At 48.8% G+C, this 16,376-nt stretch carries 14 protein-coding genes and 1 pseudogene; 10 read left to right on the top strand and 5 right to left on the bottom strand.

The genetic code is table 11. From position 1 onward, the window contains the following. Positions 1–8: 8 nt before the first annotated feature. Positions 9–758 carry a two-component system regulatory protein YycI gene (gene yycI, locus BLS49_RS11265; protein WP_091229932.1) on the top strand — a complete coding sequence of 250 codons (750 nt, stop codon included), beginning with the start codon at positions 9–11 and terminating at the stop codon, positions 756–758. 7 nt (positions 759–765) lie between these two features. Then, positions 766–1,572, top strand: coding sequence for an MBL fold metallo-hydrolase (locus BLS49_RS11260; RefSeq protein ID WP_091229928.1), 807 nt, complete (start codon positions 766–768; stop codon positions 1,570–1,572). On the opposite strand, the gene BLS49_RS11255 is transcribed toward BLS49_RS11260, so the two are convergent. Next, entirely contained in the window at positions 1,541–1,750 is a 210-nt protein-coding gene (locus tag BLS49_RS11255) for a hypothetical protein (RefSeq protein WP_091229924.1), read from the bottom strand. The genes BLS49_RS11260 and BLS49_RS11255 overlap by 32 nt on opposite strands. Before the next feature lie 374 nt (positions 1,751–2,124). Here BLS49_RS11255 and BLS49_RS11250 point away from each other — a divergent pair, with 374 nt between their 5' ends. The 8 genes and pseudogenes from BLS49_RS11250 to BLS49_RS11215 all read left to right on the top strand — a co-directional run. Next, positions 2,125–3,378, top strand: coding sequence for a S1C family serine protease (locus tag BLS49_RS11250; RefSeq protein WP_091229920.1), 1,254 nt, complete (start codon positions 2,125–2,127; stop codon positions 3,376–3,378). 161 nt (positions 3,379–3,539) lie between these two features. Beyond that, positions 3,540–3,707: a CxxH/CxxC protein gene (locus BLS49_RS11245; RefSeq protein WP_091230078.1), complete on the top strand. Its 168-nt coding sequence runs from the start codon at positions 3,540–3,542 to the stop codon at positions 3,705–3,707. A 433-nt stretch (positions 3,708–4,140) separates the two neighbouring features. Beyond that, positions 4,141–4,620, top strand: a complete 480-nt coding sequence (gene rlmH, locus BLS49_RS11240; RefSeq protein ID WP_091229917.1) for a 23S rRNA (pseudouridine(1915)-N(3))-methyltransferase RlmH — start codon at positions 4,141–4,143, stop codon at positions 4,618–4,620. Between the two features lie 493 nt (positions 4,621–5,113). Next, positions 5,114–5,800 carry a response regulator transcription factor gene (locus BLS49_RS11235; protein WP_091229915.1) on the top strand — a complete coding sequence of 229 codons (687 nt, stop codon included), beginning with the start codon at positions 5,114–5,116 and terminating at the stop codon, positions 5,798–5,800. Next, the gene (locus BLS49_RS11230) at positions 5,779–6,924 is read left to right on the top strand and encodes a HAMP domain-containing sensor histidine kinase (protein WP_091229913.1); all 1,146 of its coding nucleotides are present in this window, start codon (positions 5,779–5,781) and stop codon (positions 6,922–6,924) included. Before BLS49_RS11235 ends, BLS49_RS11230 begins: the two co-directional genes overlap by 22 nt. Positions 6,925–6,982: 58 nt before the next feature. Continuing rightward, positions 6,983–7,657 carry an ABC transporter ATP-binding protein gene (locus tag BLS49_RS11225; RefSeq protein WP_091229911.1) on the top strand — a complete coding sequence of 225 codons (675 nt, stop codon included), beginning with the start codon at positions 6,983–6,985 and terminating at the stop codon, positions 7,655–7,657. Then, positions 7,654–10,143: an ABC transporter permease gene (locus tag BLS49_RS11220; protein ID WP_091229909.1), complete on the top strand. Its 2,490-nt coding sequence runs from the start codon at positions 7,654–7,656 to the stop codon at positions 10,141–10,143. The genes BLS49_RS11225 and BLS49_RS11220 overlap by 4 nt, the downstream gene beginning before the upstream one ends. 8 nt (positions 10,144–10,151) lie before the next feature. Next, a pseudogene (locus tag BLS49_RS11215) lies at positions 10,152–10,422 on the top strand (transposase); the annotation flags it as partial. Between the two features lie 214 nt (positions 10,423–10,636). Here the strand turns inward: BLS49_RS11215 and BLS49_RS11210 are convergent. The 4 genes from BLS49_RS11210 to BLS49_RS11195 all read right to left on the bottom strand — a co-directional run bounded on the left by BLS49_RS11210 (position 10,637) and on the right by BLS49_RS11195 (position 16,315). Then, a complete protein-coding gene (locus BLS49_RS11210) occupies positions 10,637–12,199 on the bottom strand; it encodes a glycoside hydrolase family 32 protein (protein WP_425432143.1) in 1,563 nt (520 codons plus the stop codon). Positions 12,200–12,203: 4 nt separating this feature from the next. Further along, positions 12,204–13,661, bottom strand: a complete 1,458-nt coding sequence (locus BLS49_RS11205) for a glycoside hydrolase family 68 protein (protein ID WP_091229904.1) — start codon at positions 13,659–13,661, stop codon at positions 12,204–12,206. Positions 13,662–13,942: 281 nt separating this feature from the next. After that, positions 13,943–14,794, bottom strand: coding sequence for a PRD domain-containing protein (locus BLS49_RS11200; protein WP_091229901.1), 852 nt, complete (start codon positions 14,792–14,794; stop codon positions 13,943–13,945). Positions 14,795–14,803: 9 nt separating this feature from the next. After that, positions 14,804–16,315 (bottom strand): PTS transporter subunit EIIC, encoded by a 1,512-nt coding sequence (locus tag BLS49_RS11195; protein WP_091229898.1) that lies wholly within the window; start codon positions 16,313–16,315, stop codon positions 14,804–14,806. Between the last annotated feature and the right edge of the window lie 61 nt (positions 16,316–16,376).

Raw genomic sequence — 16,376 nt, 5'->3', positions numbered from 1 at the left:
GCCGAAGGATGGATTGGGGCCGAGCCAAAAATGTGCTGATCTATGCTTTTTTGTTACTAAATATGGTGCTTGGATATCAGCTGTGGAATGATTTGCAGGAACAGGCTGACTCCAATTTGGACTTCACCTCTTTGGAGAGTAATATTCAGCAGACGATGGACGATAAACGGATTAAGGTGCTTGCCAAAATCCCGACGGAAACGCCGCAGCTTTCGAAAATTTCATATCGTTTAGTAGAAGACGAGCAGGATAACAAGGTGATTGAGCTGGAACAGCCTATAGACAGCAAGCTAATCTACACTCCACGGGATCTAGCCAATGCACTTAAAACAAGCATTCCTGAAATCGGGGATTACAGATATGATGAACCAGCGAGCCGGGCGGAAGAATTCATACTGCATCCGCTGGTGAATGGGGAGTGGCCTCTATTCAAAATCGAGCTGAAACTTTATTCTAGCAATCAAAAAATTGTGTCCTATCAGCGTCAGATGATTGAAATAAGTAGTGGTGATGAAGATAAAGCGCAGCGCGTATTGTCCGCCTCAAAGGCACTAGGGAATCTGATAGAAAATTTCTTGCCTGAAGGCGCTGTGGTAACACAAATAGAGCTTGGCTACTATGGCGAAGTATTTAATTCGGATGCACATTTGCCAGCGGCACCGGCTTGGAGATTTCTTCTGGAGAGCGGCAAAGAGTATTATGTACAAGGCATCAGTGGGGACGTAATTAGTCCTAACACAGAGAAAACAAAGGAGTAATGGGGAAATGGGATTACGATTTACGGTGCTGTCGAGTGGGTCTACGGGGAATGCGACGCTTGTTGCAAACGGTGAAGTGACGTTAATGATCGACGCAGGCTTTAGCGCCCGCCGTATTGACGAGCTGCTGCAGGAACGGGGCGTCACCGGAAATGACATTAATGGTATTCTAATCACGCACGAGCATTCGGATCATATTAAGGGTTTGGGAGCAGTGGCGAGAAAATACAATCTTCCGATATACGCCAACGAGAAAACATGGAGCGCAATGGAGAAATCCATCGGGAAAATATCGGAAGAGAATCGTTGCCTGCTCGGTACAGGCGAGACGCGAGATTTCGGTTCAATGAGGGTAGAGTCTTTTGCAATTTCCCACGATGCTGCTGAACCGGTCGCGTATTCCTTCTATGACGGAAAGGACAAGCTTAGCGTCTGCACTGACCTGGGGTATGCAAGTGACAAGGTGAAGATGGCGATTGCCGATTCAGACGTACTTGTGCTCGAAGCCAATCATGATATTGAGATGCTTCGCATGGGAAGATATCCATGGAATATCAAACGCCGAATTCTCGGAGATTTAGGGCATTTGTCCAACGAAGCGACTGGTGATCTGATGAGCGAGCTAATGAACGGACGAATGAAACGGACGTATTTAGCGCATCTCAGTCGTGAGCACAATATGCCTGATCTCGCGAGAATGTCGGTCCGCAGTGCGATGGAAGATCGCGGTTGCTTCTACAAGGATAGTGAATTTAAGCTGTGCGATACGTATTACGATCGACCTACGCCATGGGATAGGGTGGCAGATCTATAATAGCATCAAGTTCTTCGACCTTTTTCTGGATCTCCTCCCGGGTGAGGATACCTTTTTCAATGCATAGCTCCATCATAGCGCTGAGTGTTACCAACTGATGGTAATGCTCTTCTTTTATATCTGCAAGTTTGGCAAGAATGTTGACTTCGTTTTGCGGTGTAGAGAAAAAGGAATTCATGAGTAATCCTCCTGTATTTTGTAATGAAAAGGGAAATAATTGGAATGGAAATTTACCGCAATTTCCCTCTTTAGAAATGCTCCAATTTCGCCTGCATATGGTAAAATAAATCTATCAATCTATCGCTTGTTAAGATTAGTGTAGTCCGTAAATTTGCCAAACATTCCTAATTGAATGAAAAACATCAAAAAACTCCACGGTAAGGCAACATTGAGCCCATTCCTTACGTTAAAATTATAGTGAAATACGAACGGGAATATGGCTTTGCCTTATCGGCATAGAGTGAAGGGAAACCGTGCTTGCGGGTGTTGAGGGACAGAGGTAGATAATCATATAGAAAACCCGAGGCAGAGCCATGGAGGGAGAGAGTTCGGATGGGATTGTTTGACGACGATTTTTATTCAACAAAGCTATCAAGAAGACACGTACGAATGTCTTCAGTAAACAATCCAGAGTGGAAGGAACGCAGAGGTAAGAAGGGGTGGTCTACTCTTCAAATTTCGATGTTTTCCTCCATATTAAGTGCAGTAGTAGCCGTTCTCTTGTTCAGTTTGATTACAGGTCTGCCGGCTTCATCTAGTCGGAATGGTTCGGGATCATCAGACCTTTCAGCTAGTGGCAATCCTTTTGAACGAATTAGTCTTGCAGCTGATAAAGTAGCGCCATCGGTCGTTAGTATCTTGAATCAAAGCTCTGCATCTGAGAGTGAATCGGAGCAGGGTGAAGCGTTAGGATCGGGCGTCGTTTTCAAGAAAGATAAAGGTAAGGCATACATTATTACGAACTCCCATGTAATTAGCGGTACTGATAGTTTGCAAGTTGTTACGAATGATGGTGAATCCCGCAAAGCTAATATAGTGGGCCAGGATTCAATTAATGATATAGCTGTACTTGAAGTGGATGACAATGGTATAAGTTCTGTGATCAATATGGGCGATTCTACGAAGCTGCGGGCTGGGCAGACTGTGATTGCGGTGGGCAATCCGCTTGGCCTTGGCGGGACGTTGACTTCAGGAATCGTAAGCTATATCAATCGCTTGATCCCTATCTCACTGAATCAGGACGGAGTGTACGATTGGGAGCAAGAGGTCATACAATTCGATGCAGCTATTAACGAAGGGAATAGCGGCGGTGCACTTGTTGATCTTAACGGGGATTTAATCGGGATTAATACGATGAAAATTTCAGATACAGGAGTTGAGGGACTCGGCTTTGCTATCCCTGTCAATGATGTTATGAAGACGGTGGATGATCTGATGCTTCATGGCAAAGTTGTTCGCCCATATCTAGGTGTGTATACGCTGGATCTGAATAATCCTTATGCTGAAATTGATGATGACCAACGCAAGGAACTGAATTTACCGAATCATGTGCAAGAAGGCTTGATTGTGCTTGAAGCTCATGGTCCGGCGAAGAAAGCAGGACTGCGTCTGAATGATGTTATCACGCAATTAGATAAACAACCTGTCGACTCGACTAAGGAATTACGCAGGTATTTATATGGACATAAGAAAATTGGCGATAGCATGGAAGTCACCCTTTACCGAAATGGTAATCTAGAGACGGTGACTGTTACTTTGACTGATAAGCCCTCAGACAGTGAAATTGAATCTGGTCTAAATAAATAGAACTATAATGTAATAAAGAAATAATGCAATGGATTTATTTTTGTTCAAGAGTATGGTAGAACTGATTATGAACACAATGATCATAACAAGACCATTGAGAACATCATGTGGTGTCATAGTCGCGCCGTCACAGGAGCGGTAGAGAAAGGATGCTTGGAGCAATGTACGTAGTATGTAAGGATCATGTTGAACTGGCGATTGATAAATTCGTGGATGAATTTGAAGAAGCGCCGGATATTGTAGATTTGGAGCATACGAAGTTTATCGACTGGGAGCCGCCGATTACCTGCGAGGAGTGCAAGTGTGAGGCGAAATTTTTGATTGTGTGATTGTGATGTGATGGGTCTATGTGAGTTAGGGCTGCGCCTTCAACCTTATGGGGGGAGTGCAGCTCTTTTGCGTTGAATAGGGATGGGAGTAGGACTAATTATACATGGATTGAAGAGTGATTGTAGATTATAGGTTGTGATTGTCCTTGTGTGGTGGAAAAATTAAAATAATGTCTTTCAAATAGTGGACACAATACAGTGTCGGGGGTGGACTTTATCAAATTACTAAGTGCCTACATATTGTATGAGTTAGTTTATTATGGCGCAATATATTGATAATTTAATGTGCGGGTAGATATTATCCTTGTGTCCACTTTTAGATGGACATTTTTGTGGTTTGTCCACTGGATAGGAACAAAGAAGCAAGCATGGTGTTGGATGTTTGGCCGTTCATCTATATCATGATTAGTTGCAATGAAAAGGATGTGCAGAGATGTTTGTTCAAATTATTGCCGTTGGCAAGCTGAAGGAAAAATATTTGGTACAGGGAATCGCTGAGTATGCGAAGCGGCTTACGCCATACGTGAAATTTCAAGTCGTGGAGGTACCCGACGAGAAAGCGCCGGAGACGATGAGTGAGGCGGAGGTAGCACAGGTGCGGGCGCGCGAAGGTGAGCGAGTTCTGGCGCATGTGAAGGGCGATGCCCATGTCATCGCCCTGGAGGTGGGCGGCGAGCTATGGAGCTCGGAGGAGCTCGCTGCCGCATTGGACAAGCTCGGCACTTATGGGACGAGCCATGTCGTGTTTGTGATCGGCGGGAGCCATGGGCTCGCCGATAGTGTAATCAGCCGCGCGCAGCAGCGGCTGTCGTTCGGGCGCATGACGCTGCCCCATCAGCTCATGCGCCTTGTGCTCACCGAGCAGATTTATCGTGCGGTGAAGATTAATCGGGGTGAACCTTATCACAAGTAGGGCGAATTATTTAAGAGTGGTTAGAGAATTCCCATTGGGACAATTGAATTAGTAGACTATATTTTATGATATTTGGAAATAGAATAATCCCCTTCACAATAGGATGTAATGCATTGTAAAGGGGATTATTTCATTGCTGGATGTTTTTTAGATGTTCCTTAATATCTGTATCGTTTATGATATCCATCTTTTTTTGTTCTATAATTTCGAAGAAAGATTTATTACTGATAAGCTCTCTAAAATCATTTATTGTAAAGCTGGTAATAAGAATATTACATCTTAGAAACAACTTTTTTGTAAATCTATAAGCACCAGACCAATTGGATCCAGTAATGCCGTTCTTAGAAACTAAAATTCCAAATGATTTAGTTTGGTTTATAAGTAGGGCAGCGAACTTACCTAGGTTGCTTATAACGATAAACCGCCATCTTGAGATAAAGTTGAGGATTGCGCAACATAATAGATAGGAGAAATGGTAGGAGGAGGTGTCGCAATGAGCGTGAGGTTATTGCTTGTCGACGATGAGAGAGGCATCGTTGCGATGATGAAAAATTATTTTGAAATGGCCGGCTACGTGGTGTACACGGCAAGTAACGGCAAAGAAGCGCTTGAACGAATCGATTGTAACCCGGATCTCATCGTGCTGGATATCAATATGCCGGAGATGGACGGGCTCGCCGTCTGCGAGCGTATTCGCGGGCATATTTCCGTTCCGATTCTGTTTTTGACGGCGCGGGTCGAGAGCCAGGACAAAATCAGAGGGTTTCGAGCCGGAGCTGACGATTATATTGTGAAGCCGTTCGATCTGGATGAGCTGGCCGCCCGGGTAGAAGCGCATTTGCGCCGGGACCAGCGGGCGCTGGACCGACAGTCGGCTATCCGTATTTTTGGACCGCTAGTTCTCGATTACACGAAGCGGGAAGCGACCTATGACGGCGTTCCTATTCAACTATCCAAGCGAGAGTTCGACATCGTGGAACTATTATCGATGAATGCGGGACAAGTGTTCGACCGGGAACGCATTTATGAGACGATATGGGGACTGGATAGCGAGGGAAGCGACAATACGGTGATTGAGCATATTCGCAAAATCCGGGCCAAGCTGGCGGCTCATACACTTCACGGCTATATCGATACGGTGTGGGGGGTGGGCTACAGATGGAACGGATCAGGCAGATGAGTCTGAAAAAAGCGTTCTTCAGCTTAACGCTGCCGTTTCTGCTCATCGCTTTTTTCCTTAGTGCGCTGTCTGTCTGGGGAATCGGCGAACTGATGGGGACATACGGCACTTCTATTAGGATCGAGGACGGGACCGGTGTAACCGTAGCGCCGGCCTTGGAGCCGGCAGTTCCCCCTTCCTGGTATCGAGTCTTAAGTCTGCTGCAGCTGCTGTTTCCCACCCTGTTCGTTCTGACGGCGATTCTGGCGGCTGATTTGTTGTTCTACCGCCTGAAGCTGAAGCGGCCGCTCGCCATTCTGCAATCCGGGGCGGAACGGATCATGCGTCATGATCTGGATTTTACGATGCCTTCCGGCAGCAAAGATGAACTGGGACAACTATGTGATGCGTTCGAGGCGATGCGACAAGAGCTTGCGAACAACAACAAGAAGCTGTGGCGGCAGATGGAGCAACGTAAGAGGCTGAACGCTGCTTTCTCCCATAATCTTCGCAATCCGGTTACAGTCGTAAAAGGCTCTGCGAAAATGCTAAAGAAGGGGCTATCCACAGGAGCGTTGTCTTCGCATCAAGCGCAGGACGCCATTTCCTTGATCGAGGAATACGCGGGAAGGATCGAATCCTATGTCGAAGCGATGAGCAGCGTGCAGCGGTTGGAGCAGTTGTCGTGCGCGCCGCGGCTTACGGACTGGGGGGAAGTGGCCAAGGAAATGAAGGAGAGCATCCGATTGCTTACGCAGGATGCCGGATACATTGTAGAGAGCCGGTTCGAACATCATCGGCAATCGGTGTGGATCGACAAGTCCTATCTTTTCAACGTAGCGGAAAATCTGATAGCCAACGCAGGCAGATACGCGAAGAAGAGGATTGAAGTGGAGGCGACGGTATGGCAGGATGAATTGATTTTTTCAGTGCGCGACGACGGAGGCGGTTATTCGCAAGCAATTCTGGACAAGGGGGCGCAGCCGTTCCTGAGGGGTGAGGGGGGCGCGGAGCCGTCCGTCCATTTCGGGATGGGGCTTTATGTATGCAAGCTGCTGTGCGAGAAGCATGGCGGATCGCTGACGTTGTGGAATGAAGAAGCGGGGGCTTTCGCCGAAGCGCGATTTCGCATATCCAAGCCTTGAGCGAATCTTGAGATTTGAAGATTACACTCTCCTTATTGATTAGAGGGAGAGTGTTTTTATGTTGATTACAGCGAAAGATCTGTCCAAAGCTTACGGGAGCGGCGAGAACAGCATTATCGCCTTGAATAAGGCCAATCTCGAAATCACGCAAGCCGATTTTATTTCCATTATGGGGCCATCCGGCAGCGGAAAAAGCACGCTGCTCCATCTCATCAGCGGATTGGATACGCCGACGTCGGGAGCCGTCACCTTTGACGGAGTGAACATCTATGAGACAGGAGACCGGGAGCTTGCCGCATTCCGCCGACGCAAGATTGGCTTTATCTTTCAGCAGTTTAACCTGTTGCCGGTCCTGACCGCAAAGGAGAATATCATCATGCCCCTGCTGCTGGACAAGCGTCAGCCGGATGAAGCTTATTTGAAGCATATCACGGACCTGTTAGGCATCACCCATCGGCTGTCTCATCTGCCCGGCGAGCTGTCGGGCGGACAGCAGCAACGCGTTGCGATCGCCCGGGCGCTCATTGCCAAGCCAGATATTATATTTGCCGATGAGCCGACGGGGAACTTGGATAGCAAGAGCGGCGGCGAAGTGATGGCATTGTTGAGCAGCATATGGAAAGAGCTCGGCAAAGCGCTGGTCGTCATTACCCATGACTCCCGTATTGCGCAAATGGCGGACCGACGATTCGTAATCGTGGATGGGGCTCTATCGGAGGTGCAGGCAGGATGAAATCTTATCACGCGCTTGCCTGGAAACAACTGAAGGGGCAGAAACTGACGTCCTTGCTGATCTTGATCGCAGTCGTCATGTCTACGATGATGACGACCGTCGTCGGTCAGTCGCTCGGTATCCTTCAATCGCTGCGCGAGCAGCAGGCCGGTATGCTGAACGGTTATCGTTACGCTACTTTCCATAATCTTACCGAGAGTCAGACGCAATTGTTAGCTAGCGACACGCGGATCTCATGGACGGGCGATACACAGGCTCTTGGCAGCACAGATTTGCGTGACAGTGGCATCTCCTTGGGGCTTACGGAATATGAAGGCGATGCGCTGACCGCCTATCCGGCCATATCTAGACTGAAGGAGGGCAAGCTTCCCCAGACCGCGAATGAAATCGCGTTGTCGGAGGAAACGCTCAAACTTCTTGGTCATCCAGGCGGTATCGGCGATCCGATCACGCTCGATTTAAGCGTGTCGCTGCTTCGGGACGAAGAGACGGCTTACGAATACAAAGGCGATTTTGTCTTGAGCGGCATATTGGAGAACAACTATCTCGGCTATAGCTCCGGTGTCGTCGTCGGTATTGCGGGCCAAGGAAGCGGGAAGCGGCTGCTTCCGGACAAATATGGGGTTTACTCGAGCGATTTCCGGACGGCGCATAAGTCGGGCTTCCAGCATACGGTGGACGATCTCGCCAACAAGCTGGGGCTAGAAGAATATCAAATCCAATACAATTGGCTCTATTTGAACGCGCTTGGCATTCCGTTCGACGAGGAGAATAATTCTCCAGAAGGCAAGAGTGGCGGCTTCTCGATGATGGCCGTAACGAGCGGGATTATCGGTTTGTTGGTGCTGCTCGCTGCCGGATTGGTCATCTACAATATTCTTAGGATCGCAGTAAGCAAACGCATCCGGGAATACGGCACCTTGCGGGCGACCGGTGCGAAGCGGGGACAGCTCTATCTGTTGGTGACGGAGCAGCTTCTGCTGCTGTGCGGCATTGGCATCCCGGCAGGCGCGGCATTGGGCGTGCTGTTTGCGGGCGGGATTACGGATGCGGCCACTCGCCTGTTCTCGCCCGATTTGTTCATGGCCCAAAGCACGGAGGAGTTGAGCTCGTTAATATCGCACAATAGCGGGTTGAAATGGCTGCCGCTGCTGGTCAGCGCCTCGATTACGCTGCTATTCGCTCTCATTGCCGCGATGCCGGCCGCTCGATATGCTGCGAAGGTGTCTCCGACCGTCGCGATGACCGCGGCTGCCGTCAGAATCAAGCGGAACAACCGCAAATCCAAGCGCATTCGCCATTTTGAAGCTTACTACGCAAGACTTAACTTGAGAAGAAACATAGGCCGAACGGTCATTACGATTCTCTCTCTCGTGATGAGCATCACGGTCTTCGTAGCGGTGCAATCGTTCTCGGGCTTGCTGGATGCTTCGAAAGACGTGGAAAAGCTCCATTTGGGCGATTATGCGTTTGCCAGCGAGAAGATAGGCATTCCGTCTTCCGTTATGGAGGAGCTGCGGAACCGGGAAGACGTGGCGGAACTATTCACGCTGAAGTATAAGTTATACAGTCAAGACGAGCAGGGCAAGTTGGATCTTCGTACCGATATCATCTTGAAGCAGCCATTCGAAACATTGCAAATCGTCGGAATCGATGCCGAGCGGTTGAACGCCTTGTTTCCCGGAATGACCGAGAAGCAACGAAAATCGTTTCTGGACGGCAAATCCACCTTGATCAAGAACACGATTCCGATGACGTTTGAAGGCAAGACCTTGGAAGGGACCTCTTTCGCACCGGGGGATCGTCTATCCATAGGCGACCGTTCCTTCGATGTACTGGGCAACAGTCCTGCTGTAACATCGTCGAATGCCGAGTTCATTAACGGCGTTCAGGTGATCGTATACGATAAGGTTTACGACGAAATTATCGGAGGAAGTTCATACACGGAAGTGTACCCGAAGCTTACCGAAGGGGCGGATGTCCAAGCGTTCGAGCAATATCTGGAGTCAGCCTCCGACCAAATCGCCGACAGCCGAATCATTTCCTATCGCCATACGGACAAGCAGCTGGAGGAAAGCTATCAGCAAATCAAGCTGCTGGCATGGGGATTGATTGTATTCATTGGAGGGATCGGGCTACTCAACATCGTGAACACGACGTATACCAACATTCATACGCGCAAAGGTGAAATCGGGATGCAGCGAGCCATTGGGATGAGTAGGGCGAGCCTGTACCGGACATTCCTTTGGGAGGGTGCTTATTACGGCATCATTGCGGCTGCAGTCGGCGGCGTGGCCGGGTATGTATGCACCATCTTTGTCCAGGCGGTCGCAACGGACCAACTGGCGTTCTCGGCGTTCCCCATCGAGTCCGTTTCGATAGCGGCGCTTGCCTCTGTCATCGCATGTATAGTGGCCACATGCCTCCCGCTGCGTCAGATCGCCAGGAGCAGCAGTATCGTGGAATCCATTGATGCGGTTGATTAACTCGAGAGGAATGCACTAAGTCGCAGAACAAAACGAAAGTGTTAACAAGGCATGTTTAGCACAAGAGCAAGGAATGGGGTTATGGCGGGCGGCAGAAGTAAATCCGGCAAGTACCTGTACCGAATGAGGTGCCAGACCATAGAGGCTGCCAAAGAACTCCACGGGCTTCGCTATTGTCGTTTCCGCGGACGCCAAAAGGTGGAGCAACAAACATTGATGACCGCTTCCTGCCAAAATATAAAGAAGGTCGCCAATATCCTGGCCAAGAGGGCTGGATGAGGAGCGATCTTCTTCTTTTCACACGGGAAAGCTCTGAAAAAAACGGGGCTTCGCCAAAAGTCTGGCTCCCAAAGGGATTCTTTGATATTCGCCCTATTTATGATACGGTGAACCGTATCATAAGTGCTGGTAAAGCAGGGAGTAGAATTAAAGATGAGCCGCAGAAAACACCCGATTCCAAATTGATGTGGAATCGGGTGAATGGCAAGGAAATTTATTTGAACGGCTTGATCATAATATTACTAAAAACCGCTGTGCCGCCGTCCGAAAACAGGGTAATTCCCTGATCATATAATTCAGGGAAAACGACATTGGAAAAAACAATGTCCCCCTCATCTATAAATACCTCCACGCTTGTTTTATCGACAAAAACCCTCAGGTGAACCTTCTTGTTGCTTACATCGAAGAGAGCCTTGCTCTCCAAATATTTGCCGCTCTTGTCAGGGTTCCCTGTGTAAGCCCGATTGACATAGCTGTACCCGCCATCTGCATAAACTCCGATGTCCACATGACGACTTTTATCGGCTGATTCCCGAAGCCTGAGCCCAACATTGCTGAGTGCTGACCAAGTGATATCGGCGGTAAGCTCATATGCATCTCCCGTGAAGGGCAGCGTTTTGGAACCATTCACAACGATTGGCCCATAGGCGGCAGCAGCATTTGATGCTTGACTTAAGGCCTCCAGCGGTTCCGAAACAAGCTGGTAGCTACCCTCGCCCGCCTGTTTCAGCTCAATTCGGCGAACAATCGAGTCCATTCCGTTGAACCCTTCCCGCAGCGTGGGTGTATTATGGGGATACTCCCAATTATTCATCCAGGCTAAAGCATAACGGTGATGTGCTTTGTCGCTGCTTGTACCATCTTCAAAGGTTACGGCGCCGTACCAGTCATAACCGTAATCCAGCCACTGCGGTTTCTTCTGATCGGCGGAAAATGTCTTGCCGTCAAAGGCTCCTATCCAATAGGCATAGGTGTTAGGTTTACCGGATGCGGTGCCATTGGCGCTGACGCCAAGCACCCATTTATAGATCCCGTCTTCCGCTTGCATCAGGTAAAGATCAGGACATTCTACAATTCCGATTTTATCCGTTGCGAAGCTGCTGGCATAGTGCCAGGTTTTCAGATCCCTAGACTCATAAAAGCCTACTTTTGTGCCTTCAGCCAAGACCATGACCCATTTGCTGGACAAGTCATCCCGTATGATTTTGGGATCTCTAAAATCGGTTGTTCCCGGGTTCTGCAGAACGGGGGCATTACCGTAAGCGCTAAATGTGTATCCATGGTCGGTACTATACCATAAATATTGCTCCTGCTGTCCGCCATCAGCGGACGGCTCCGTTACAATCGCGATGAGAGCCCCTTTTCCAAATCCAGCCGTACCTGCCTCATCTACAACGACCGACCCTGACCAGGGATCGCCATTTGGATTGGTATACTTGGGGATCGCGATCCCCTCGTCTTTCCAGTGAACCAGATCTGTGGAGGTCGCATGCCGCCATTCGGTGCCGTTCCCGGTGGGATAGTCTCGATTATACAGATAATAGTAGTGGTATACTCCATCGAGATAGACCGGCCTTTGCGGATCATTTTTCCATTTGTCGGGTGTTGTAAAATGATAATTGGCCCGATAGGTCTGATGTGGTTGGGAAGAGGAGGATTCCTCCGGTGTCGCGTTACTTCCGGAATAATTAGCCGCTATTCCAATAGTGAGTATAAAGGCCAAGCAAATGTGACAGATCAGAGAGTGGCGCTTAAAAGCACGCTTATCTTTGTTCAAGGGATCAGTTCACCGTCAATTGTCCTTGTTCAAGGATGCCGTCTTGGACAACCGAGGTTTTCGAGCCGTTGATGTTCACCAGGAAGCTTGGCGCGAAGGTGGAATGCTGGTCAGCATACAAGCCCCGGTTAGTCATATAACTGGTGATGACTACATTATTTCCTTTCGCTTGCGGGATTGCGAAGTGAGAGTAAGTCCAGGTAAGATCATTCGGATCAAGGTCCATGTGCAGAACAAGTCCGCTGTCGTTCAGTGGCTTGTAAGGACCTGTCAATGAACTTGATACATAGCCCAGCATGTATACATCGTTGTCGCCAATTCCATCAATAGTCATTTTGGCGCCTCGGGAGTCCGTGAACAAATACCATTTGTTATTCATTTTAAAGACGTTCGCGCGTTCAATTTCATCCGTTACGGTATTGGAGGCGATGAGCGGCTTCATAACCTTTTTCAGTGTGTAATCATCATTCAACTCAATAATACCCAGTGAGCCGTTCGCTAATGTCGCCAGAGATTTTTTGGGACCGAACAACAATTTATTTTTTTCAGCTTCGAAGAAGGGTTTGTTTCCTTCGTAGTAAGTTCTGTTATACAACGATACTTCTCCCTGGTAACCCGTTTCCGTTCCGGTATTGGATTCGAAAACAAGGTATTTATGACCGTTATCTTCAACGTAGTGAGGATCTCTTAATGTATGGTTATCCGCATAATCGTCTCCACCGAAGGCTTGATCCACATTCTGATAGGTCTTTCCGTCTCCGTCAAAGATCGATTTGAGATCTTCCACACCATCCACCTTCAGTGTATCCGCATCCGGCTTCGATACATTCACCTGAGCGGTCGTCAAGGTTTGCTTGCCAAAAAATCCGTTCGCCGGATCCCAGCCTTGGCGGTTGGTATAGAACAAGCGGACTTTGCCATCCTTCGTCAAGGTTGCAGAACCGGACCATTCTTCTGCCTGATTGTTCAGAATCGGATCATTTGGAACATATTTATCGCTGTCCTTAAATACTCTGCCGGCATTTTTCCAGCTATCCAGCGAGGTGTCGCCCACCTTTTGATAGAACATGTAAATGAATGTGTCCCATCCTCTTTTCGGATCTCCTGCCAAAGCAAAAACGATATGGTACCCGTTGTACTCAGCAACCGTTCCATCAGCGTTTTGGAGTGGCCAGCTGTCCCAGACATCAAGGTCGATCGGGTTGCCCCACTGGTCTGCACCCTGTGCAGAAGAGATGTTTTTGATTGTGGAAGCATTGAATGGGGGCACTTGAAATTGCTTGCTCAGTTGTTGCTGCGGTATTTTCAGCATGTCAGTACGGGTAATATGGGAGAAGCCGTAGCTGTCTTTGTAGTCTTTATTGTCGCTACCTTTTGCAAAAGCTGAAGCCCCTCCACCTGCAAGTAATGCTGCTGCAAAGGTTACTGCTGCTGTTTGTCTTACAATCTTTTTGATCTTCATATTCCCTGTCTCCTGTTCTGTTTCGGCTATGTCCTCTTAAACAGAAAAAAGACCTAAAAATACCATTGGGAGACACATAAAAAAGTATCGATTCCCAAATGGATTTTTAGGTCTTGCCTGCTTAACAGTAACAATCCCGACTATATTTTGCTATCGCGTTAATTCTAATATTTAATGACGGATAATTGCTATAGACTGAAATTCCTGTTTTTTTAGGATGAAAGAGACGTTTTTCATTAGTTCATAGCATTATCAAGGGTCTATGGACCCGGAATGTTCGGTTACAATATATTACCATCCTTCGACCGGATGCTGATCCGGTTGATTTCCATGGCGATAAATACCAGCTGGCTGTCGATGAGCACATAGTCATAATCTTCTTCCACCTGCTCCCCAACCTCTTTGGCTTGGGCGTACTCCTGGGAATAGCGCTCCTTTGCAATTCGTACAATTTCCGGATTCAGCTCGCTAAGCAGCTTGCCGGTTTCGTCGGACCGCAGAATATTTTCAAGCTGGGTGACCAGACGCTCATAGTTGGCAGAACCTCGTTCCAGAATAATGCCAGCGGCTCGCTCCACAGCTTCGGCCATATCCCGCAGCATTGCCGCTATTTCGGCGGCAGTCCCGCGAGCACCAGCGTTTTTCCAGGCGGTATGGATATGCATGGCGATGTATCCCACCTCATCTTCGGGGATATCGACCTGCAATGCTTTGCGAATGATGCTCTTGGCATGAAGTCCAATCTGGAACTCTCTCGGATATAAAATGCGAATTTCATCCAGCAGCGTGTTCTGGATCATCGTCCCCTTGTTAATCCGATCCAAAGCAAAGGAGAGATGATCCGTCAGTGCAATATGGACACGCTCATTAAACGTCACTTCCAGCTCATGCTCCGCGAATGAAATAATTAGCTCTGATGCCGCAATCTCCTCTTCAGGTAATGTTCGCAGCATCTCCTGCAAATGGCCGTATTGCTCCGGGTCGTCCATAATGAACACTTTCTCGATCAGGGATGGATCAATAATATCGTTTTTCCGTTTTTGAAAAGCAATCCCGGAGCCCATGACAATCTTTTCCTCTCCAAGGTCGTTCACCACAACCGCATTGTTGTTCAGAATTTTTTTGATTTTCATGTTGTTCTCCTATGCTCTTTCGTTCCTTAAGTCAGACGGCTCGTCAACACTAAGAATCCAGGTAACCATAAAAGCTGTTACTGCTGCCAGCAGAAATCCGATCATGTAATGGATAAGATTCATCTGTCCAAGCTGGACGATAAACGCGATCATTGGAATTCCGGTCAAACCGAATGAATCAGCTGCCACCTGATGAAAAGCTACATAAGCGCCTCCTGCAGCACCTCCTGCAGCAGCGCCCAAGAAAGGGCGACCAAGCTTCAGGTTAACTCCAAAGGTAACCGGTTCGGTGATCCCGAAAAAGGCAGTGATCGAGGCGGGCAACGCTATTTTCCGCAATGCCTTGTCCCGGGTTCTGGCATACACGGCCAGTCCGGCTGCACCTTGTGCGATATTGGCCATAGACCAGATAGGGAGCAGGAAATTGACGCTGATATCCGGATTGGTAATCAGTCCGATTTCAACAGCCTGAATCCCATGGTGCAGCCCGCTCACGACGATTGCGCTGTAGATTCCGCCAAGCAGCAGCCCGAAAACGGTACCGCCTTGTCTGAACGCAAGTTCCAGCATGCTGCTTAGAGCGCCGCCAAGCTGAGAAGTGAGCGGTCCAATGATCAGGATAGCAAAGGTCCCTCCAGTGGCAAGGCTTAGGAAGGGGATTAGCATCACTGAAGTCGACGACGGGAGAATCCGGCGAAGCCCCTTCTCGGTTAGAGTCATCAGCAATACGGCAAGAATTGTAGGAATCACTACACCTTGATACCCGAACTGTGGTGCGAGCAATAGATCAGCCGAGCTTACCTGCGTTCCTCCGAATCCGGTAACCCGTAGCAGATCGGGTTGGGTCATGATAATGCCGATTGCAGCCCCGAGCGGTGGGGTCCCTCCAAACCGCTTGGCGGTGTGGTAGCCGAACATCACGGCCATCAGCTGAAATGCCGATCGGGTCAGCAATGACAAGGTCCTGAACCAGATACTATCCTGCGGTGCCCACCCGAAGACCTCTATCATACCGAGCAAACCGAGCAGGAGGCCGACGCCTACAAAAAGCGGAATCATGGGCACTACAATATCGGAGAAGAAGCTGAGCGTATCTACAGCCTTTCTCAACAAAGAAAAAGGCGTCCTAACGGAACCGGCGGTGTAATTTTGACTTGGTTGTTCCAATGACGGTATCGGCGGGAGTTCCACTTCCTGCTGCTGGACAGGCCCACTGTCTTGAAGGATACGGACAACCTGCCGGTGAACCTTGAAGACGTAGGCCGGTCCGAGTATGATTTGCAGCTGTTCGGGCTGGAAGAATATACCCTGAACCTCCGGCAAGCCAGACAGGCCGGCTTCATCCACCAGGGAGCTGTCCCGGAGTCTAAGGCGAAGCCGGGTTGTGCAGTGAATAGCTTCTGATATATTGCCGGCGCCACCCGCCAGCACAATCAGACGTATAGCTGATGCTTTTGCTGACTCGCGGTTCTCCCTTTCGGTCTGTTCATTCTGTTTCGGGGTAATATTTTCCCGGGGCATTGTAGCTCCTCCCAACCGTGGTGCATATAGCGGCTATCATTTTGCGCGACACACCGCCAAA

Source organism: Fontibacillus panacisegetis, assembly GCF_900102215.1.
In the GTDB taxonomy this organism is placed as follows: domain Bacteria; phylum Bacillota; class Bacilli; order Paenibacillales; family Paenibacillaceae; genus Fontibacillus; species Fontibacillus panacisegetis.
Note: the sequence above shows the minus strand (reverse complement) of the source record. Positions and strands in the feature narration are given on the sequence as shown.

Coding starts and splice junctions, on each gene's coding strand:
- BLS49_RS11225 (WP_091229911.1), top strand. CDS start 6,983: ATGTTGATTACAGCGAAAGATCTGTCCAAAGCTTACGGGAGCGGCGAG.
- BLS49_RS11245 (WP_091230078.1), top strand. CDS start 3,540: ATGTACGTAGTATGTAAGGATCATGTTGAACTGGCGATTGATAAATTC.
- rlmH (WP_091229917.1), top strand. CDS start 4,141: ATGTTTGTTCAAATTATTGCCGTTGGCAAGCTGAAGGAAAAATATTTG.
- BLS49_RS11200 (WP_091229901.1), bottom strand. CDS start 14,794: ATGAAAATCAAAAAAATTCTGAACAACAATGCGGTTGTGGTGAACGAC.
- BLS49_RS11230 (WP_091229913.1), top strand. CDS start 5,779: ATGGAACGGATCAGGCAGATGAGTCTGAAAAAAGCGTTCTTCAGCTTA.
- BLS49_RS11255 (WP_091229924.1), bottom strand. CDS start 1,750: ATGAATTCCTTTTTCTCTACACCGCAAAACGAAGTCAACATTCTTGCC.
- BLS49_RS11195 (WP_091229898.1), bottom strand. CDS start 16,315: ATGCCCCGGGAAAATATTACCCCGAAACAGAATGAACAGACCGAAAGG.
- BLS49_RS11220 (WP_091229909.1), top strand. CDS start 7,654: ATGAAATCTTATCACGCGCTTGCCTGGAAACAACTGAAGGGGCAGAAA.
- BLS49_RS11205 (WP_091229904.1), bottom strand. CDS start 13,661: ATGAAGATCAAAAAGATTGTAAGACAAACAGCAGCAGTAACCTTTGCA.
- BLS49_RS11250 (WP_091229920.1), top strand. CDS start 2,125: ATGGGATTGTTTGACGACGATTTTTATTCAACAAAGCTATCAAGAAGA.
- yycI (WP_091229932.1), top strand. CDS start 9: ATGGATTGGGGCCGAGCCAAAAATGTGCTGATCTATGCTTTTTTGTTA.
- BLS49_RS11235 (WP_091229915.1), top strand. CDS start 5,114: ATGAGCGTGAGGTTATTGCTTGTCGACGATGAGAGAGGCATCGTTGCG.
- BLS49_RS11260 (WP_091229928.1), top strand. CDS start 766: ATGGGATTACGATTTACGGTGCTGTCGAGTGGGTCTACGGGGAATGCG.